The 20,993-nt window shown below is 41.3% G+C and carries 17 protein-coding genes; 13 read left to right on the top strand and 4 right to left on the bottom strand.

Annotated features, from left to right (window positions below; genetic code table 11):
* Positions 1–93 precede the first annotated feature (93 nt).
* The 6 genes from I2484_RS03510 (at position 94) to I2484_RS03485 (ending at position 7,361) form a co-directional block, all read left to right on the top strand.
* Positions 94–1,593: a lmo1851 family serine protease gene (locus tag I2484_RS03510; protein WP_207149651.1), complete on the top strand. Its 1,500-nt coding sequence runs from the start codon at positions 94–96 to the stop codon at positions 1,591–1,593.
* Between the two features lie 186 nt (positions 1,594–1,779).
* The gene (locus I2484_RS03505; RefSeq protein ID WP_207149649.1) at positions 1,780–2,703 is read left to right on the top strand and encodes a CobW family GTP-binding protein; all 924 of its coding nucleotides are present in this window, start codon (positions 1,780–1,782) and stop codon (positions 2,701–2,703) included.
* Positions 2,704–2,849: 146 nt separating this feature from the next.
* Positions 2,850–3,665, top strand: coding sequence for a CAP domain-containing protein (locus I2484_RS03500; protein ID WP_255551052.1), 816 nt, complete (start codon positions 2,850–2,852; stop codon positions 3,663–3,665).
* Positions 3,666–3,838: 173 nt separating this feature from the next.
* Entirely contained in the window at positions 3,839–5,269 is a 1,431-nt protein-coding gene (locus I2484_RS03495) for a spore germination protein (RefSeq protein WP_255551051.1), read from the top strand.
* Entirely contained in the window at positions 5,266–6,285 is a 1,020-nt protein-coding gene (locus I2484_RS03490; protein ID WP_207149646.1) for a GerAB/ArcD/ProY family transporter, read from the top strand. The genes I2484_RS03495 and I2484_RS03490 overlap by 4 nt, the downstream gene beginning before the upstream one ends.
* On the top strand, positions 6,282–7,361 hold the full coding sequence (locus I2484_RS03485) for a Ger(x)C family spore germination protein (RefSeq protein WP_207149644.1): 1,080 nt from the start codon (positions 6,282–6,284) through the stop codon (positions 7,359–7,361). The genes I2484_RS03490 and I2484_RS03485 overlap by 4 nt, the downstream gene beginning before the upstream one ends.
* 47 nt (positions 7,362–7,408) lie before the next feature.
* Here I2484_RS03485 and I2484_RS03480 read toward each other — a convergent pair whose 3' ends face one another.
* Positions 7,409–8,755, bottom strand: coding sequence for an MATE family efflux transporter (locus I2484_RS03480; RefSeq protein ID WP_207149642.1), 1,347 nt, complete (start codon positions 8,753–8,755; stop codon positions 7,409–7,411).
* Positions 8,756–8,872: 117 nt separating this feature from the next.
* On the opposite strand from I2484_RS03480, the gene I2484_RS03475 reads away from it, so the two are divergent.
* The 6 genes from I2484_RS03475 (at position 8,873) to I2484_RS03450 (ending at position 17,675) form a co-directional block, all read left to right on the top strand.
* On the top strand, positions 8,873–9,949 hold the full coding sequence (locus I2484_RS03475; RefSeq protein WP_207149641.1) for an undecaprenyldiphospho-muramoylpentapeptide beta-N-acetylglucosaminyltransferase: 1,077 nt from the start codon (positions 8,873–8,875) through the stop codon (positions 9,947–9,949).
* Positions 9,950–10,150: 201 nt separating this feature from the next.
* The gene (locus I2484_RS03470; protein WP_207149639.1) at positions 10,151–12,961 is read left to right on the top strand and encodes a 2-oxoglutarate dehydrogenase E1 component; all 2,811 of its coding nucleotides are present in this window, start codon (positions 10,151–10,153) and stop codon (positions 12,959–12,961) included.
* A gap of 72 nt (positions 12,962–13,033) precedes the next feature.
* Positions 13,034–14,254, top strand: a complete 1,221-nt coding sequence (odhB, locus tag I2484_RS03465; protein WP_207149638.1) for a 2-oxoglutarate dehydrogenase complex dihydrolipoyllysine-residue succinyltransferase — start codon at positions 13,034–13,036, stop codon at positions 14,252–14,254.
* A gap of 203 nt (positions 14,255–14,457) precedes the next feature.
* On the top strand, positions 14,458–14,655 hold the full coding sequence (locus I2484_RS03460) for a DUF6501 family protein (RefSeq protein WP_186670502.1): 198 nt from the start codon (positions 14,458–14,460) through the stop codon (positions 14,653–14,655).
* Between the two features lie 238 nt (positions 14,656–14,893).
* Positions 14,894–15,757 carry an AAA family ATPase gene (locus I2484_RS03455; protein WP_207149637.1) on the top strand — a complete coding sequence of 288 codons (864 nt, stop codon included), beginning with the start codon at positions 14,894–14,896 and terminating at the stop codon, positions 15,755–15,757.
* Positions 15,758–15,767: 10 nt separating this feature from the next.
* A complete protein-coding gene (locus tag I2484_RS03450; RefSeq protein ID WP_207149636.1) occupies positions 15,768–17,675 on the top strand; it encodes a hypothetical protein in 1,908 nt (635 codons plus the stop codon).
* A gap of 57 nt (positions 17,676–17,732) precedes the next feature.
* Here the strand turns inward: I2484_RS03450 and I2484_RS03445 are convergent, their stop codons facing one another.
* Together I2484_RS03445 and I2484_RS03440 are read right to left on the bottom strand one after the other, a co-directional pair.
* Positions 17,733–18,917 (bottom strand): toxic anion resistance protein, encoded by a 1,185-nt coding sequence (locus tag I2484_RS03445; RefSeq protein WP_207149634.1) that lies wholly within the window; start codon positions 18,915–18,917, stop codon positions 17,733–17,735.
* Positions 18,910–19,566 carry a 5-bromo-4-chloroindolyl phosphate hydrolysis family protein gene (locus I2484_RS03440; RefSeq protein ID WP_207149633.1) on the bottom strand — a complete coding sequence of 219 codons (657 nt, stop codon included), beginning with the start codon at positions 19,564–19,566 and terminating at the stop codon, positions 18,910–18,912. Before I2484_RS03440 ends, I2484_RS03445 begins: the two co-directional genes overlap by 8 nt.
* 201 nt (positions 19,567–19,767) lie before the next feature.
* Here I2484_RS03440 and I2484_RS03435 point away from each other — a divergent pair, with 201 nt between their 5' ends.
* Positions 19,768–20,064, top strand: coding sequence for a DUF1033 family protein (locus I2484_RS03435; protein ID WP_207149631.1), 297 nt, complete (start codon positions 19,768–19,770; stop codon positions 20,062–20,064).
* Positions 20,065–20,196: 132 nt separating this feature from the next.
* Here the strand turns inward: I2484_RS03435 and I2484_RS03430 are convergent, their stop codons facing one another.
* Positions 20,197–20,865: a hypothetical protein gene (locus tag I2484_RS03430; RefSeq protein ID WP_207149629.1), complete on the bottom strand. Its 669-nt coding sequence runs from the start codon at positions 20,863–20,865 to the stop codon at positions 20,197–20,199.
* Between the last annotated feature and the right edge of the window lie 128 nt (positions 20,866–20,993).

Here is a 20,993-nt window from a genome sequence, read left to right as displayed (position 1 = left end):
ATAGCGGTCCTTTTTTAGTATTGTACAAGTGTCTGGCCACTGGCTGCTGGACAGAATTGGCTTTTGTAATAATTGTAGAGAGTGGGGAATGGGATGGAAGAGAATAATGGCAACGGACAAGAAATTGAGCCGAATCGTCAACCGCCAGCAAAACGATATATTAAATTAAAACCGTTCTCTTTTGTCATGCTTGTATTCGGACTTGTACTGGCTACTGCTGGCATAACGTTTTTCGTGTTAACAACAGGTGATGATAAAGTTGTCGAAGTTGTGAGTCCACAAAAGCAATCACTAAAGAACCGAAAAGAATTTGAAAAGTTATATAATGCCTATGATGAAATGAAAGGGAATTACTTCGAAGATATCGACGAAACAGCAGTCATCGATGGTGCCATCAATGGGATGATTGATGCACTCGGAGACCCGTATTCCGATTATTTAAATCTGAAGGAAGCTCGACAATTAAACGAGAGTATTTCTTCGAGTTTCGAAGGAATTGGTGCTGAAATTCAAGAGAAAAACGGCTATATCAACGTCGTTTCTCCTATAAAAAATTCACCAGCAGAACGAGCAGGGATATTACCAAACGATACAATCATTGCGGTCGATGGTGAAAGTATCCAGGGAATGTCATCATCAGAAGCAGTTCTTCTAATCCGTGGAGAAAAAGGGACGACTGTTACTTTAAGCATAAAACGTGGTGAAGCAGCCGAGCCGGTAGACATAAAAATCAAACGCGACGTTATTCCGATTGAGACAGTCTATGCTGAGATGCTTGAAGATGGAATTGCACATATTCACCTTACAAGCTTCTCAGAAGGAACGTACGACGAGCTGCTTGTTGCCCTTGATGAGATGGAAGCTAAAGGGATGAAAGGGTTAGTTGTCGATGTACGCCAAAATCCTGGCGGTAGACTTGACATAGCCATCAAAATATCCGATTTGTTTTTGGAAAATGGAAAGAATATTTTCCAGTATAAAGAAAAAGGGTTACAACCAGAAATAACTAAAGCCTCTGGAAAAAGAAAAATAGGAGTTCCAGTTACGCTGGTCATGGATGACGGCAGTGCCTCGGCATCAGAAATACTGGCAGCTGCGTTAAAAGAGTCTGCCAATGTGCCACTTATCGGTGTGAAAACATTTGGTAAAGGAACCGTTCAATCACCTAAAAATCTTCCAGACGGCTCGAATTTAAAACTAACTACAGCAAAATGGCTGACGCCTAATGGCAATTGGATTCATAAGGAAGGTATTAAGCCGGATATTGAAGTGCCGTATCCATCTTATGCAATGCTTCCGTTTCTTGATCCAACAATTGAAATGAAAGTTGGGATGCTTTCACCATCCATTAAAGCTGCAGAAGAAATGCTTAAAGCCGTAGGTTATGAACCAGGTGAAATTGATGGCATGTTTGATGAAAAAACAACACAGGCTGTCAAAAAGCTTCAAAAAGATCTAACTCTGGATACGAACGGTATTCTTTTAGGAGAAACAACTTACGGGCTGATGGAAAAACTTCGGACGAAAATACAAGTAGACGATCCACAGCTTATGAAAGCAAAAGAAGTCTTGCTTGAAAAAGTAGGGAAATAACTAAAAAGCGTCCAGTCCTAATCCGGCCGGACGCTTTTTTAAATGTCTATATATGTTGAACAAATGAATAACAATATAAACTGAGCGAATTCAATGGATTTCTTTATCTCAACCTATTTAGTCTATCGTGTCCTAATCCGATAGCGTGCTTGGATTATTTCTACTAAAATGAAAAGAGGCGTACATATGATTGATGTTTACTTGTTTAGTGGTTTTCTAGGAAGCGGAAAAACGTCACTATTACTTCATACAATTGCACAATTGAAAGAACAAGGAAAAAAACCTGCTGTATTGATGAATGAATTTGGAGCATTGCCTTTCGATTCAGATGCTGTAGAAGGAGAAGGAGGAGTTCCGCTTAAAGAACTGCTAGACGGATGTATCTGTTGTACAGGTTCAGAGAAAACAGAGGCGCAGCTTCAGGGGCTGCTTGAGGAAAACGATGATATCGATGTCATCTTAATTGAAACAACGGGTGCTGCACACCCCGTGGAAGCACTGGACGCTATCTACTCTCCTTTATTCGCAGACCGGCTTAACATAAAAGGAATTATAACAGTTGCCGATTCGAAGCGCTGGCTGGAACGTGATAAGCTATCTCCGCAAGTACGTGCTTTATTCATGGAGCAAATTCGTCATGCTCATTTACTACTGGCGAATAAAGTCGATCTTCTAACTGAAGAAGAAGTAGCGAAAGTGACATTTGAACTAGCTAGTTTCAATGAATCTGCTCCAATTATACAAACGGTGGGCGCAAAAGTTGGGTTCTCCTTCATTGAAAAAACTCTTAGTTCATCGGAAAAAGGGACTGATAAACAAATCATATCAGGAAAAGGCCTTCCTCTATCTTCAAAACTACTTACATTTACTGATAGTGTTACGAAAGAAGAATTCGAGAATTGGGTGAAATCACTTCCTGATACAGTGTATCGGATGAAAGGTTATGTGCCAATTAGCGGTTATAAAAATCCATTTATGTTTCAATATGCGTATGGAATGGTCAACTGGCTACCTGAATATGTAAAGATGGAAGCCTGCCTAGTTATCATTGGTGAAGGCATCGAATCGATAAATTATGAGGTCGTCAACCCCTTTTCAGATGAAAATTAAAGATAGTTAACCAGACTTACCCATTTTCATAGAATTTCAGAACCTTTGCTAGGGTATTTGTTTAAGAACTGGGTTTACTGGTAAAAAACCCCGATATTCTAAATCTCCCACGCGTTATGATAGATTGCGAAGGGAGGAGTAATGAGATGAAAAAATCGATTGCAGTACTCATGCTCGGTTCGGCGCTCTTACTGCCGAACAACAATAATGTAGAAGCTTCACAATTGGACAATAATGTACAGGTGCACAAGTACATTCAAAGCTACATAGGGGGGGACAAACAACCCGACATGTACAACGTCTTGCTTGGAAAGAATATTGATTTTGAGCAACTTTATAGTTTAGCGAAGTCTTATTCAAAAAATACAGGCGTTGTTGACAAACAGGTAATTAAGCCAGTTATAGTCAAGCCAATCAAGAAACCGGTGAATAAGCCAGTTATAGTCAAGCCGGTAGAAAAACCAGCTCCAGCTAAACCGGTACCGGCACCTAAACCGGAAGCAACTCCACCGGCTAAGCCAGCTCCGGAAAAACCGTCTGAAGTAACACCGGAAAAACCAGCTGAAACAACACCAGATGCATCTGTTTCTGCGATTGAAAAAGCTGTACTTGACCTTACAAATGTTGAAAGACAAAAAGCAGGTCTTAAACCTTTATTAACAGATGCGAAGTTGATGAATTCTGCACGACAAAAATCAACAGACATGGCTTCAAAAGGATACTTTTCACATACAAGCCCGACATATGGCTCACCGTTTGATCAAATGAAGTCTAATGGTATAACGTATAAATCGGCAGCGGAAAATATTGCTATGGGGCAGCGTTCAGCTGAAGAAGTTGTAAAAGGATGGATGGAATCACCAGGGCATAGACAAAATATCTTAACGCCTGGATTCACACACATTGGCATTGGCTATGACAAAAATGGCAACTACTGGACACAACAGTTCATTCAAAAATAAGAGCAGTTAAAAGCTATCCTCCAGACCCATACTAATTGGGCTTGGAGGTTAGCTCTTTTTTTTGTTTTTTTGTCTACATACTGTGTAAAACCGCGTACTTATAAGCGGAATTCTCCAAGTAAATGTTTAAAATTTTTCTGGCATGCTCAAACTCAGCCTAGGAGGTGAGCATGATGGATGACGCGGTTTCGACTGACAGTTTGATTTTATACATAAAAAAAACATTCCATAACTCCTCTGATTTATTCGTCGAAGAGATGGAATGGCAGAATGGTCCAGCTGTCGTCTGTTATTTCACTACAATGACTGAAGGGGCAGAAGTAAACCTACAGCTCGAGTTAATTAGAAAAAGGGCAGCAGACGGGCTTACCGATTGGGGAAGGACCGCAATCTCGTCTGTTCATGCTTTTTCAATTTCTGTACTTACCGAAAGTATCAGTATAGGTTTCGTAGCAGTTATTTTTCCTGAATCAAATTTGTTATTGCAAATCATGATGCCTAAATTTGTTTTGCGTAGCCCTAACGAGCCAGAAAATGAACATGTTATCCGCGGTCCGCATGAAGGATTCGTCGAAGGATTTGATGCGAATATGTCCTTGATTCGCAAACGGCTTGCTATTCCAAATCTCGTCGTCCAGACACTGCGGCTCGGGAATGATACCCAAACCCTTGTTAATTATATATATATTGAGTCGATTGCGGATGAAGATGTTGTCGCCAATGTGAAAAGAAGGCTAGAGAGCATCAAGTCGAACAAAGTAATCAGTGCAGGTCAAGTGGAGGATTACTTAGAGGATTCCGTATGGTCGCCTTTTCCACAATTTCTGAATACGGAACGACCTGATCGTGTTGTTGCGAATTTGCTGGAAGGGAAAATAGCGATTTTCACGAACAATTCCCCAACCGCACTAATAGCGCCAGTCAATTTTTTTTCATTTTATGAATCTCCCGATGATTATAACGCACGGGTACTTGTAGGTTCATTTTATCGAATTCTTCGCATATTAAGTTTTATGACAGCCATTTTTTTGCCTGCATTTTATATAGCGGTCGTAGGTTTTCATTCTGAAATCCTTCCGATTGAATTAAGTAAACAAGTAAAGCTAGGTGTGAATGAAATTCCGTATCGACCGATATTTGAAGCGCTTCTTTTGGAATTATTTATCGAGCTCATACGGGAGTCAGCCATCCGTCTTCCGACGCCGATTGGACAAACGGTAGGCATCGTGGGTGGTCTTGTTATTGGTAATGCAATCGTTGATGCCGGTCTCGTATCGAATTTCATGGTGATTGTCGTAGCGATGACAGCCATTTCGAGCTTTGTCATTCCCTCCTGGGAAATGAATATGACCATCCGAATTATTCGATTTCCATTTATGCTTGCTGCTTCGATGTTCGGCTTCTTTGGAATAGCAATTGGAACACTTGTACTTTTCATCCATTTGATGAATGTATCATCATTGAAACAGCCCTATTTTACGCCTATTGTTCCTTTTGATCCGGCGAAATTCAAAGATGTTTTCTTCAGATCACCGTACGTTCGACTTAAAAAACAACAGAAAACGTTTACGCATGGTGCGGATAAAGAAGGTGGGGACCATTGACGTTTAAATTGTCACGAAACCAGTTTTTTTTATTTCTATTTATTGCACAGACAGGTACAGTTTTTCTCTCCTTTCAAACACCATTGGTAAGTGCAACAGGGCCTGACGCATGGCTCGTTTTCAGCGGAGTAGGAATTTTTCATTATATTCTGTTGCTTCTTTATGAAAGGAATTATGAATACTTTAAGCCCGGTCCATTTGTATCCTGGATGTACAAGGGGTATTGGCTGCTTATTATCGTCTCTTTCATTTCTTATATCGATTATACACTCGCAGTATGGGCATTTCCTGAAACGCCCCAGATTATCGTCATTTCAATTATGGTAGGCATCTCACTATATGCAAACTTAAGCCGTGCCGAAACAGTCATAAATTTAAGTGTAATCCTACTTCCTTTGATCCCAATATTTTATATCATTTTATTTCTTGCATGGCCTGATTTTGTATGGACGAACTTGTTTCCAATAGCTAAGATAGACGGTTCAGATTTGTTGAAAGGGATAATTGCTTCACAGTTCACATTTATTGGGATTGAATTATTTTTGTTTTTCAGGAAGCATGTAGACAGCAAGCAAAAAGTTAGTGGTATACCACTTTTCATATACCAAATGCTTTGGATGTTCTTTTTTTTAAGTTCGGTCTTGTTCTCTTTACTCTTTTTCTCATTAGAGGAATTAAAAATGATCCCAGAGCCAATCATGTATATTTTGAAATCACAGGCTGTCGCGCTTGTAGAGCGCCTTGATTTGTTTTTTATTTTTTTGTGGATGATGTGGAGTGTCATCACGATTTCCCTTTTTGCCTTTACAACGATCTATGTCCATCAACTTCATGCAAAAGGTCACCGTAAGAGAAATACAATTATTTTTCATATCTTGCTTGTCATCTTTCCGCTTTTCTTACGTTCGAAAGAACATGTTGATATGATCCAAAATTCGCTCGTCTATTTCCATCTGTTCTTTGTAATTGTTGTCCCAACTGTCGTTATACTTATGAACAGGAGGAAAAAGAAATGAAAAGAAGTGTAGCTATTCTTCTGGTCTGTTCATTGCTCCTAGGTGGCTGTTGGGACGAAAAACAATATAAGGATGTTACTGTCGTTTCACTCGTCGGTATCGAAGGCCAGCTAGGGGATATCAAGGCACAATTTGCGTTTCCAATTTTTGAAGATGGGTCCATAAGCTATTCAACATCCTTAGGAAGTGGTACTACTCTTCGGGAAGCGCGGAACGATGCGAATCACAGAACGAAGGAAGGGCTGGATATAGCCTCTCTCCAAGTAGTTCTTATTAGCGAAGAAACTGCGAAATCTGATTTGTATAATTACCTCGACATGTTATATAGAGACCCCCGAAATAGGCTCGGTGCTCACATGGCAATCGTTCAAGGGGAACTGGCTCCATATTTCAAACCCTCAGCTGATGTAGGGAATGATATTTCTAGTCATTATACGGAACTTATAGACACCGCCATAAAATATACATTTATCCCGGATATCAACCTGCAAAAAACGTGTTCGACTCTTTTTGCAAAAGATCTTTCTCTATCGCTTCCATATATTAAAATCGATAAAGAGAGTGGTATTCCTGAAATTGCTGGTACTGCGTTATTTAGTGAGAAAAAATTTACCGGGAAAACTCTAGATAAAAAAGAATCGATAATATTCAATCTGCTAAGAACAAAACAGGGCAGATATACACGCTTTTCCTATATGTGGAAAAGTGGTGGAAAAGTGAGTCCGCTTACAGTTGAGGTGAATAGTATTCACAAGGACTGGGATATTTCAAATAACAAGATCAATACGTTCTATAAATTAAAATTTAGCGTCGAGGAATTTCCGCATGACAGTCTAGATGAAAAGAAAACAGTAAAGGAAGTTGAGGATTTCCTTTCAAAGGAACTAACGAAGGATTTCACGAAAGTGATTCACAAACTACAAGATGCAAAAAGTGATGCAGTAGGGTTCGGGCGACCAGTACGTGCATTCCATCCCGCACTTTGGGAAAAAGGGGATTGGACTGACACATTTTCCGAGTTGGATATTAACGTCGAAGTGAAAGCGGAAATAACACGGAATGGTATCTTGAACTGAAAAGTAAAAACCCGCAATGCATATTGCTGCATTGCGGGTTTTCGCGTTTATACAAATTTCTTTTTCTGGATATAGATCAAGCGTCCTGTAAGTGTAATCGCACCAACCGTCAATCCAGCAATAAGGCCGATCCAATAGCCATATGGTCCGAGTTCAGTAAACGTCGCCACCATATAACCAATAGGTAAACCGAGGACCCAATAGGAGACAATCGCCATGATGAACGTCATATTGACGTCCTTATAGCCTCGTAAAGCACCTTGGACCGGTGCTTGAATTGCATCAGATAATTGAAACAGCGCAGCGTAGATGAAGAACTGTGTCGCCAATCCGATAATCTGTCCGTCTGTTGTATAAAGGGAAGCAATTGGCGCCCTGAAAACGAGAAGAATCGCAATTGACACAAAGCTAAACGCAACTGCAAGCCCGACACTGAGATAACTGTATTGTTTAGCATCGCGCATCTGTCCCGCGCCGACAGCTTGGCCGACAAGTATTGTTGCGCCCATCGAAATGCTCAGCGGCAACATATATAACAGCGAAGTGAAATTAAGCGCAATCTGGTGTGCGGAAATAACTGATGTCGAATAGTTGCTCATCATCAGTGTGACGGCGGAAAAGATACTTGTCTCCACAAATATTGAAATCCCGATTGGCACACCAATGACTAAAATCACTTTCCATTTTTTAAATGAAATCTTTTCCCATCCGTTGAAAAGTGCGTAGTCCTTAAAAGGCTTATGCTTCCACGCGACGGAACAAGCAATGAAAAACACGAGCCAATACGTTATAGCAGATGCATATCCAGCCCCAGCACCGCCAAGTTCAGGAAAGCCCCAATTTCCATAAATGAGCAAATAGTTTATGAAGATGTTAATAGGGGCAGATAATAAAATGATGAACATCGAAATACGTGTCGCTCCAAGTGCATCGAAAAATGAGCGTAACACTGTATAAGCAAAGAGGGGGAGTAGGCCGAAGCTCATTCCTGTCAAATAGTCCGCTGCGACAATGCGTACTTCAGCCTCGAGCGGCATTGCTTCTAGTATAGGTGCAACTGCGAATAGTATAATGGCAAAGACGATTGCAGCCAGTGCGACCGATACGTAAAGGCCTTGTTGAACGGAAGGCCGGACTTCCGCGTGGAGGCGTGCTCCGATGTATTGAGCAATGATTGGTGTAAGTCCAATTAAAATACCAGCAAGCCCTGTATAGACGGGTAGCCAAAAAGAAGACCCAATTGTAACGCCGGCAAGGTGGTATGTATCATATCGCCCTGTCATAAGAATATCGAAGAACGTCATCATATACAAAGCAACTTGCGTAACAAGGATTGGCAAGACAATAGTTGCCAATCTGAACGGCTTTTTCTTCAGTGGAACTGCAGTTTCCAAATAAATCACCCTTTAATCTACAATTAAACACCATTGTACCACGCTTCGTTTGCTATAATAGCAATGAAGTTAAGTAAAGTTACATTATATATCTAAATGTAGAAGAGGTGAATGGCTATGAAAAGGCCGGTTATATTATTGACAGGGGGCGGCACAGCAGGGCACGTATCTGTGAATGAAGCTCTTATCCCTGTATTCAGTGAAAAAGGATACGAAATTCATTACATTGGGTCGCATACCGGAATCGAAAATGAATTGATCCGTGATGGTCATCCCGAAGTAATTTATCATGCTATACAAAGTGGAAAACTAAGACGCTATTTCTCCATGAAAAACTTTACGGATCCATTCCGTGTTGGTGCGGGTGTTCTTCAAGCACTAGCGGTCATCAGGAAAGTCAAACCAGAAATTATTTTCTCCAAAGGTGGTTTCGTATCAGTACCTGTCGTATTGGCAGCGAAAATGGCGAAAGTACCTGTCGTCATCCATGAATCGGACGTAACACCAGGGCTTGCGAATAAAATGGCTTTACCTTTTTCCAATCATATCTTTACTGTGTTCGAACAGACACTTAATTATGTACCCGCAGGTAAGGCGACTTGCTCCGGTGCGATAATCAGACCCGAGTTGTTTAAGGGGGTACGAAAAGAAGGCTTGCGCATTGCGGGCTTGTCAGGTGAGAAACCCGTGCAAATTATCATGGGTGGTAGTCAGGGGTCGTCCATACTCAACGATGCCGTTCGAAAAGATTTACCTGCAATTTTGCGTACCTTTGATATTATCCATCTATGCGGGAAAGGGAATCTTGATGAAACCATCGAAGGCACTCCCGGCTATACACAATTTGAATACGTAACGGAAGGTCTGCCACATTTACTAGCGGCATCTGACTTTGCGGTTTCAAGAGCAGGGTCAAATGCAATCTTTGAATTACTGGCATTACGTAAACCGATGCTGCTTATTCCTCTTTCTGCAGCAAAAAGTAGAGGGGATCAGATTTTGAATGCCTCTCACTTTAAATCTCTCGGACTTGCACATGTATTGAAAGAGGAAGATGTGGGGCTACACCCATTGTCCGAAGAATTCGCTTCTTTTGTAGATGAGAAAGACAGTTTAATTGGGAATATGGAAAAAGTAGCAACTCCAAAAATACCGGAAGAAATGGTTGAAATGATCCTATCGTACCGGAAATAACTGGGAAAGGTATTTTACATTTTTTCGGAGGGTTAGTGAATGGTTGCAAGTAATGTGAATCCAGTGTATTCTAGTTGACGGTAATAAAGTTAAAGAGTTAACGCTAAACCCTTTAAGTTAAAGTGTTTGCGTGGTAAAATTATCGAGGATAAAAAAATATAAACACAATATGCCTTTTGGCAAATGTGGAGGTCATTTTACATGTCGAACAATGCTGACACTCATCGTTCCCCGTATGCTGCTTTTTCGGGTCCGAACCTTGGGTATATAATGGAAATGTACGAACTGTTCAAAACGTCACCTGAATCTGTAGATGCTGAACTTGCTGAGATGTTCAGCCGTTTTGGTGCGCCTACAATGAGTAACACAGAACAAGACAGAGCTGTCGGGGCAGTAGCTCCTGGCGATCTCGGCAAAGTATTGTCCGCCTATCAGTTGCAGACTGCCATCCGTACATACGGACATCTTGCAGCAGATATCTATCCGCTAAGTGATCGTCCAAAAGATTCAACACGTCTCGAACTTTCCACTTATGGGCTTACGGAAAGTGATTTACAAGCAATGCCAGCATCTCTTTTCTTTAAAAATGTTCCTGCAAGCGTAGAAAATGGGCTTGAAGCAGTAAATTATTTGAAGTCATTGTATACAGGTAAAATCGCTTATGAGTTCGATCATGTCATTGACGAAGATGAAAGAAACTGGATTCAATCCAAAATCGAAAACGGAAATGTTACGTCTACATTATCTGTAGATGAGAAAAAAGCACTTCTCGAACGATTGACGAAAATTGAAGGGTTTGAGAAATTCATTCACCGGACTTTCGTCGGAGCGAAACGGTTCTCTATTGAAGGTCTTGATACACTAGTTGTTTTCCTTGACGAACTTGTTCGACTATCTGAAGAACGAAAAACGAAAAAAGTATTAATTGGGATGGCTCACCGTGGTCGCCTAAACGTACTGACACATATTTTGAATAAACCTTATGAAACGATGTTCGCACAATTTGCAGGTGTTCCTGAAGATCCATTTCTTCCAACAGACGGTTCACTTGAAACAACACGCGGTTGGTTCGGCGATGTGAAATACCATATGGGTGCCTTATACAAAGGGGAAACAGGCATGCAGCGTTTCCTTGCTTATAATCCATCCCACTTGGAAGTCGTCAATCCTGTTGTTACAGGTCAAACAAGAGCCGCACAGGAAAACACAGACAATCCTGGAATTCCTGTATTAGAAACAGATGCTGCTTACGCAGTACTTATTCACGGAGATGCAGCATTCCCAGGACAAGGAATTGTGCCAGAATCATTTAACTATAGCCGTGTTCGCGGATTCAAAACAGGCGGTTCAATTCATGTCATCGCGAATAATATGATTGGTTTCACGACGGAATATTACGATTCTAGATCGACACATTATTCTTCGGATCCTGCAAAAGGCTATGAAGTTCCAGTATTGCATGTCAATGCAGATAGCCCCGAATCAGTAATCGCGGCAGCATCATTCGCATTCGAATACCGTCAAAAGTTCAGTAAAGATATTTTGATTGATCTTCTTGGCTACCGTCGTTATGGACACAACGAAATGGATGAACCACTCGTGACGAATCCAGTCATGTACCATTCAATCCATGAGCATCCAACAGTTCGTGCACTTTACGGAACTGAACTTGCATCTGCAAACATTTTGACAGAAGAAGATGTAACGAAACTGGACGCGGCTGTTTTTGCAACGATGCAGGCTGCATACGACAAAGTAAAAGAACATACGTCAGAAAAAACAGTGCTTTCAAACGCTACGCCTGAAGAAGTACTTGCAGGGTATCCAAGAGACCTTGAAACTGGCACGGATGAAGCTAATCTTCGCCGTATCAATGAAGAGCTACTCACATATCCTGAAAACTTCAATGTATTTGGGAAGCTTGAAAAAATCCTGAAACGCCGTGAAGATCCGTTCAACGGAAAAGGGAAAATCGATTGGGCACACGCTGAAACACTAGCATTCGGTGCAATCCTTCAAGACGGTAATCCAATCCGTATGACAGGTCAGGATGTCCAACGCGGAACATTTGCACACCGTCACGTAGTCCTTCATGATGAAAAAACGGGTGATGAACTTGTTCCACTCCACCATATTAGTGGTTCAAAAGCATCATTCGTTGCCTATAATAGTCCTTTGTCGGAAGCTGCAATTGTCGGTTATGAATTCGGCTATAACCTAGAAGACCAAAAAGTATTATCGATTTGGGAAGCGCAATACGGAGACTTTTCGAATATGGCACAAGTAATGTTCGATCAGTTCGTTTCTTCAAGCTACTCGAAGTGGGGTCAGCAATCCGGACTGGTATTGCTATTACCGCATGCGTATGAAGGGCAAGGACCTGAACACTCAAGCGCAAGACTTGAACGATATCTACAACTTTGTGCGGAAAATAACTGGACGGTAGCAAACCTTTCTAGCGCTGCAAACTATTTCCATATTCTTCGCAGACAAGCAAAAATGCTTGGGGATAAATCAATGCGTCCGCTTGTTATTGTGTCACCAAAATCGCTTCTTCGTCACCCGCTTGTCGGGGCTGATGTAGACGATTTGACAGAAGGTCATTTCCAAACGGTGCTTGAGCAACCAGGAACAGGCAAGAAAATAGACAAAGTCGAGAAAATCTTATTCGCAAGCGGTAAAGTGGCGATAGACCTTGCTGAGCGCGTAAAAGATGGCACAGACTTCGATCATTTGCATATCGTTCGTGTCGAACAGCTCTATCCGTTCCCAGCTGACAAAGTGAGCGATATCATTTCACGCTATCCGAATGCCAAAGACCTTGTTTGGGTACAAGAAGAACCGAAAAACATGGGGTCATGGCATTTTGCAAATTCTTATATCCGCGAAGTTGCGGATGGTAAGAAAGTATCTTATGTTGGACGAATTCATCGTTCAAGCCCATCAGAAGGCGACGGAGAATCCCATAAGATTGAACAGAATCGCATTCTTGATGAAGCATTGAAGAAGTAAGGTTAAGTGAAATTATACTACTAATTGATTGTTTAAGACCGTTGTAACGGTAGACTTGAGGAGGAATTTATTGTGGCAGAGATTATAGTACCAGAACTTGCAGAATCGATTACAGAAGGAACGGTTGCACAATGGTTGAAACAACCAGGTGAAAGCGTTGAGAAAGGTGAATTCATCGTTGAACTTGAAACAGACAAAGTAAACGTTGAAATCATCTCAGAAGAAGCAGGAATTGTCCAAGAACATCTTGCAGCAGAAGGCGATACAGTACAAGTTGGTCAAGTCATCGCAATCGTTGGTTCAGGTTCAGGCGCACCGGCTGCAGCTCCATCTGCACCAGTTACAGAAGCTGTTCAAAAAGTGGAAGCAGCACCAGTTACTCCAGCGGCTACTGAAGATGCAAGCGGATCAGACCGTACAATTGCAAGCCCAGCAGCGCGTAAACTAGCTCGTGAAAAAGGCATCGACCTTGCGGCAGTATCTCCAGTTGATCCAATGGGACGCGTTCGTGTTCAAGACGTTGAAGCACACGGTACAGCTCCTAAAGCACAACCAGCAGCTATTGCACCAAAAGCAGCTGCAGTAGTAGAAGATGGACGTGTTACACGCGAGAAGATGACACGTCGTCGTCAAACAATCGCAAAACGTCTTCTTGAAGTTAAACAATCAACAGCAATGCTTACAACGTTCAACGAAATCGACATGACTAACGTTATGGCACTTCGTTCACGTAAGAAAGACCAATTCTTCGAGCAAAACGATGTTCGTCTAGGATTTATGTCATTCTTCACGAAAGCAGTTGTCGCTGCACTTAAGAAATATCCTTATGTTAACGCTGAAATTGATGGCGATGAAATCATTCTTAAAAACTTCTACGATATCGGTGTTGCAATATCAACGGATGGCGGACTAGTTGTACCAAACGTAGTTGACGCTGATCGTAAAAACTTCGCAGAAATCGAAGGAACTATCGTTGAGCTCGCGAAAAAAGCACGCGATAACAAATTGACAATCGCAGATATGACAGGCGGTTCATTCACAATTACAAACGGTGGTGTTTTCGGATCACTTATGTCAACACCAATTATGAATGGTGCGCAAGTCGGAATTCTAGGCATGCACACAATCCAAAAGCGTCCAGTCGCAATTGGTAACAATGTTGAAATTCGTCCGATGATGTATGTCGCTCTTTCTTATGACCACCGTGTTATCGATGGTAAAGATTCAGTTGGCTTCTTGAAAATGGTAAAAGAATTGATTGAAAATCCGGAAGATCTACTTCTAGGATCTTAAAATAAAAAGCGAAGGGCGCCGGTTAACCCCGAAAAGCGCTGGTAGGCCTGATGGGAAAGGCGATGTTTGCCTTTATCAACAGGACTGAAGCGACTCGAGGGGATGGCGCACGAAGTCTAGACAAAAATAGGTAGATAATCGGCCCGTTATAGATAGCGGGTCGATTTTTCCTTATCCACCCCACAGAAAAGGCGTGATTTACAATGACATTCAAAGATTGGATGACTGCACCTGCAATCCGTACCGTCGTCTGTAAGCATGCAGACGCTGAAAAATATGTAGTGAACAATGTTCTGACACCAGGTAAAGAGTATGAAGTGAAAAACGAAACAGATGAATTTATTTTCATTCTCGACAATTCCGGTAAAGTCGGGGGCTATTATAAAACGTATTTTGAGTAAACAAAAGCGTAGGGTGCCCGCCCAGATGCGACAGGCATAAGGTGGACCGGCTAAGCGGCGGTTTTTGCCGCATAGCTGGGCTGGCTTATGACCCGAGCATTTGGCGCCCGGAGTCTAGACGTGAAATTGCTAAGTTGGAAATTCTCCAAAATACGAGATTTGATATTTAGTTAAACAAAAACTAAAAGCCCGCTACCCACTCGTTGGTGTGCGGGCTTTTTCATAAGGAGGTAATACTATGAACTCGCTAGTCGAAAAAGAACAGCAGCTTCGCACAACGAAAACACATGATGCCGTAGCAGTACGATTAATCCAACAAGGTGGTTACATTTCTCCTAGCCCTCATTTATGGAATGATATCCTTATCAGTATTGTATTGAAAAAACCAGTGTTATTGAAAGGTCCTTCTGGTTCAGGAAAGACGAAGTTAGCCCAAACCATTTCACATTATTTTAATCAGCCGATGCACAGCATAAACTGTTCAGTTGACTTGGATGCTGAAGCATTACTTGGTTTCAAAACGATAATTAGCAAAGACGGAGAGACTATTATTGAATTTGTCGAAGGTCCCGTAGTCCAAGCCATGAAAAAAGGACATATTTTATACATCGATGAAATCAATATGGCCAGACCTGAAACGTTGCCCATCCTTCATAGTGTTCTGGACCATCGCCGTATGCTGACAAATCCATTTACAGGTGAAGTGATATATGCTCATGAAGATTTTACGGTTATTTCAGCCATAAACGAAGGATACGTTGGAACATCTCCGATGAATGAAGCGTTGAAAAATCGTTTTGTATCGTTCACGGTACCCTACCTGACTGGAGAACAATTAGAATTGGTTATGAAGGATACTTGTCCATTTGCATCAAAGCAACTTGTTGAGACATTTCTTCATATCAGTAATGATTTGAAGAAACAAGTAACGAACGGATTATTATCCGATGAGGCAGCATCTGTGAGAAGTCTGCTCGACGCTATGATGCTGGCCGAACACATCCCTGTGAAACGTGCAGTCCAGTATGCGATCGCCGAGAAGCTTGACGATACAATTGAACGTAGACTTGTCATGGAATTAGTCGATACTTGGGTGAAATGAGGCGATCACTATGGTGAAGATGAATCGATTCATTCAATTTAATGATGAAACGGTCGATGCCAAGACGCTTTTATTGTATGAACGATTAGGGCGCGCATTAGCAGATGCACCTTTCATTGAATTAACTGAACGAAAGCTTCTTGAATTCCGTCCTCAAGAAGGGATAATCTCGATGAGTGTTTTTTGGCGTCACCGGACAGATGAAGTGATTCATGCGGGAAGGCTATCCGATATTTATTTGTTAACAGCAGGTTATTGGAAACATTTTAGTGTTAACTCATGGATGGCGTTCACGCGAAAAAATGGCCCACATCCACTGCGGAAATTTGCATCGGAACTATTGATGATGCTTGAAGAGTTTCGTCTAATCGATTTAATTGCAAAAGAAAGGCCAGGAACCACACATGCATTTGAGAACAGGAGGGAAGCGTATGTCCACTTCCACCAAGGTGTCCTATCTTCGAATCTGCAGAAACATCATCTTGCCGATGCACTGATGAATCAGCTGTTCTTATCGCTACACGAAGGGATTTTTGCAGAAACATCTATCGACTGGGGTGCCCACTCCATCGACTATGGTCTCATTCAATCCGTTCTGCAGCATGCCTACGATTCAAAAAGTACAGCGGACAATACATTTATCGCGGATAGAATTACTGGGATTGTAGAAAGGACAATTGAAAAAGACCTTGTCCATCAGTATTTTTCAGTTGGAGATTCCATTACCGAAGAAAATACGGTATTTCATTATCATAAAGGGATGTCTGACGCCGAAGAAGGCGAGGAAGGTCCAAAAGAGACAATCGAAGAAGTGTTTCGGTCTTGGCATCGTGAAAGCGAGAGTGAATCAGGTGTCCACCTTGAATTTGAACTCGAGCACGGCCGTTCTGGGAAGAGTGATGCGAACGACGCAACTCCGGGCAATGAAGACGTTGAAATCGAAGAGACGGGCTCTGGTGATTCAGAGGGGAATGATAGCGACCGCTGGACGGATGACACCAGTGACAAAACGGACAAGCGGGATCGAAAGATGAAGGCGGGCAAGATGTTTGGAAAAGAGCATGTCAACGTCGTGTACGAGGAACAACGAATAGAAGTCGTAGACGAGGTTGGAAATCGTCAACAATTGACTGTTTGGCGAGAAGAGCAAAAGCCATATGTCCGGTCCTTCGTCGAGGAGATGAAGAAAAGAATCGATTTGAAACAGGATTCGAAACGTGAGCGCCTTATGAAAGGGCGACTGTCGACGAAATTAACAACGATGGTTGTGGATGAACGACCGAAACCATTTTACAGGAAGAATGCGCCATCTGTTAATCTAGATGCAGTATTCGGTCTACTAGTTGATGGTTCTGCTTCGATGCTCGACAAATTGGACGAAACAAAACAGGCAGTTCTATTGTTTCATGATGTACTCCGTCAACTTGGCGTCAGTCATGAAATTTCGTCCTATTATGAGGATGCAAATAACGCTACAAAAGAAGTGCAACCAAACGTATTTGAGCTTATGCATACGTTTACAGATCGTAATAAGGATAACGGTTTATCAATTTTGTCGTTTGATGCTAATGAAGACAACCGCGACGGATTCGCGATTAGATGGATGGCCAATCAACTAGGGGCGAGACAGGAGAAGCACAAGTTTTTGCTGGTATTCTCAGACGGAGAACCATCCGCATTTGGCTATGATCGCAACGGTATCCTGGATACAGCAGAAGCGGTAATGGAAACTGAAAAGAAAGGTATCTCCATCATTCATTTATTCCTTTCGACGGAGGAACCGACTGTTGATCAAAAAGCACTTTTTTCAATGATGTTTGGCAATAAAACCGCATCATCCAACTCAGTGGATAGTTTCACAGATCAGACCTTGCGGATACTGAGGAAGCTACTTGCGATTGTAATTAGAACTACGTGAAGGCCGGGAATCACGGATAAACCCGCGGAATTACGGAATAAAAACACAAAACCGCCCCTAGATAGGGCGGTTTTGTGTTTTTTCATGGACAGCGAGGAGGCGCTGTTTCAATTCATCTTCCATTCGTCCGATTTCTATTTCAGCGGCTTTACGTTTTGCACGACCGTCTGCTTGGATAATCAGTGTCTCTTCAATAGTTTGAATCAAGTTTTCTTGCGTCTTTTTCAACGTATCAATTTCGATGATGCCACGCTCATTCTCTTTTGCTGTTTCAATTGAATTGATTTTCAGCATTTCTGAGTTTTTCAAAAGCAAGTCATTTGTCGTTTTCGTAACAAGTTTCTGGGACTCTACTGCTTTCATTTGACGGTTTAAGGTCAAGGCAATTGCAATTTGATTTTTCCATAGTGGAATGGATGTCATAATGGATGACTGGATTTTTTCCGCAAGTGTTTGGTTTGTCTGTTGAATCATCCGGATTTGAGGTGCACTTTGAATAGTAATTTGACGTGATAATTGCAAATCGTACAACCTTTTTTCCAACCTGTCTAGGAATTGTGCCATGTCATTCACTTCTTGGAATGCCATTTGATCATTCGATAACTCAGCTTTTCTGCGCATTTCAGGGATGATTTCGTTGGCGAGTTCATCCTGTTTTAATTCTGCAGCAGCTATGTAGATATTCAATGCTTGGAAATAGGTTTTATTTTGATCGTACAAATTATCGAGCATTCTAACATCCTCTAAAAGTCCACGTTTTGAATGCTCAAGTTGAATACCAATCCGGTCAATTTGAGTACTAAGTTTCTGATATTTTGTCATCATCTCTTGAACGGATCTCGTTGCTTTAGTAAATAACCTGCTTAGCCCAGATTTCTTCTTGTCTGATAAATCGTCAGGATCTATTTCAGATAGCTTATTCATCAGATCCTTCAATACATCTCCAACCGGTCCAATATCTTTGCCTTGAACATGATCGAGCATTTGGGTAGAGAACTTCGAAAGCTCGCTTTGAGCACTTGCACCGTACGTAATAATCGCTTCATAGTTGCCGACAGGAATTTGCTGTGCAAGCACTTTTGCCTTTTCTCTTTCCTCAGGATTTAGACGGTCGATTAGTTTAATGCTCGTTTCATCCTCTTTTTTTTCCGTTTGCATTTCCTTTGGGAGAAGGGGTTCTTGAAAATCAAAAGGACTATCAAGTAAATCATCAATTGTTTTTATAGGGTTATTTTCAGTCATTATGTGGATCTCCTTTCATTTCAAGAAGCGGCTTTTTATTATTCATGGATACATCAACAAAGTCAATTTCCATTTGAAGCTGGTTGATATCAGATGCCAAAACGCTACGTAGGTCTTGTTCCAATTGCTTGCTAACATCGCCAAGCGTTTCACGCGTATTTTGTAATGCCATGCGAAGTTCTTTATCCTTCAATGGCTGGTTGATAAGCAACGCATATTTCGAAGTCAATTCGACTGCAGAATCAAGATGGGCATAGAAAAACTTTTCTACATCGTAAAACTTTTTAGGATTCGATCGAACAAGATTAAGAATCCTTTTAGATAGGCTACTCATTTCATGAAGTTGCCTAAATGCCTGAATTGACCTAACTTGTCCATAAAGACCATTCAATCGTTTGATTTTCATTTTCGCACCAGTAATTTGACCTTTTATATGACTGTATTCAGAACGGGACATCCCGAGTTTTTTTAAGTTGGATGAAAGTTGAATCTGCTTCAGGGTAAACGTTCCGCCAAAGTAAATCGCTACCAAAAGACCAGTAGCCGCAAAAATATTCATACCTGCACCCATAACAAAGAAGAGCCAGGACCCAAAACTGATTGGAGCTGTTATAAAGTGTCTAATGAAAAATTGTTTGACTTCCTTCATGAATTATTCATACCTCCTTTGACCCTATACTTTATACGTTTCAAAATGAATAAAGTTTCATGTCAGTAGTTCAATTATACCCGATAAAGGCAATCGACACCTACCATTTGAATTCTGAGCGGAAGCAATAAATTGGACTTCAGGAGGGAGTTTGTTAAAATGAAGGGCATTCAACTAAGAGTTACATAGGGGGTATGGAAAATGTATGAAGTGATTTATATGAAAGCAGATTATGAGCCGTGGTGGATGTTTGAGGAGTGGGAAGAAACTATCCGTTCACGCCATTCATTCGATGATAGAGCACTTGCTGAGGTGCACTTTAATAAATTGACTAGTGAATTACGAGAAAAGCATAAACGTGAAGCTATGAGAAAAGATTGTTTTTTTGTGTTTTGGACTGAAGACGAAATAAATTTTTGTGAAGGCTGTGATGAAGATCTCCAACTGTATCATGGTGTTATCTTAATGAAAGACGGAAAGCCCTATGCTTTCTGCTAAGATAAGCCTTGGAAATAAAAACGCATTCGCATCTTCCAAAAGGTAATCGTCATTCTCGGTACCTTTTGGAAGATGTGAATTTATATGCAATTTAAAGGGGCGTCCTTACTAGGGACACCTCTTTAATTCGCACTATTTGTCGACAGTTTTCAACATAGAGGTAACAATAAATTCACCATCATCAGTCTGCATGATTGATTCTCGTTTGACTTCACCAAACCCTTCGACGAAATATTTACGGTTGACGAAGTCATCCGTCTTCATTTCGATAACAAAAGCATGATCAAACTTCTTGTACGGTGTATCGACAGTTGTATCCATTTCAACAATTGTCCACGTATTAAATGTTGTTCCTACTTTTAGGGGTTTCTTAAGATAAACGCCAGTCGGAATCATTGCATCCAGTTCTGCCTGGGAAGGGAAATCTTTCACTAATTCGACCGTCTTCTCGTCCAAGATACTTATTTTATCAGGTTCGATTTTATAAATATGGCGGACTAGGGAACCGCCATTATTCTCATGGATGACGACATAATTTTCAAACGGACGTGTTACTTCAACATCAAGTTCGGCAAATTCATTTCCTTCACCTATATAATGTGCCTTTGAACCATCCGGTAGAAAAAGATCGGTTAAAGAAATTTCCCCATCTTTCTCACTTTCACTTTCTTTGACAACATCTTCACCAATTGTGCCATTAGTTGACCCTGAGTTATCAAGGGTAGTCGGTTGTTTTTTCGAACATCCTGAAAAGACTAGGACCGCTATTAACAGAAAGATGAAAAGATTAATTTTCCTCATGAAAACACTCCTTTCTATTGGTTATACCCATTTCGGCGGATATCATACGAATGTGTATGAATTCCAATCGCAAATTCAACATCATTTATCGATAAAAATAGCCGTTTCCCAATCAAGGGAAACGGCTA

The organism is Sporosarcina sp. E16_8 (assembly GCF_017347095.1).
In the GTDB taxonomy this organism is placed as follows: domain Bacteria; phylum Bacillota; class Bacilli; order Bacillales_A; family Planococcaceae; genus Sporosarcina.
This window is presented reverse-complemented; position numbering and strand designations above follow the sequence as displayed.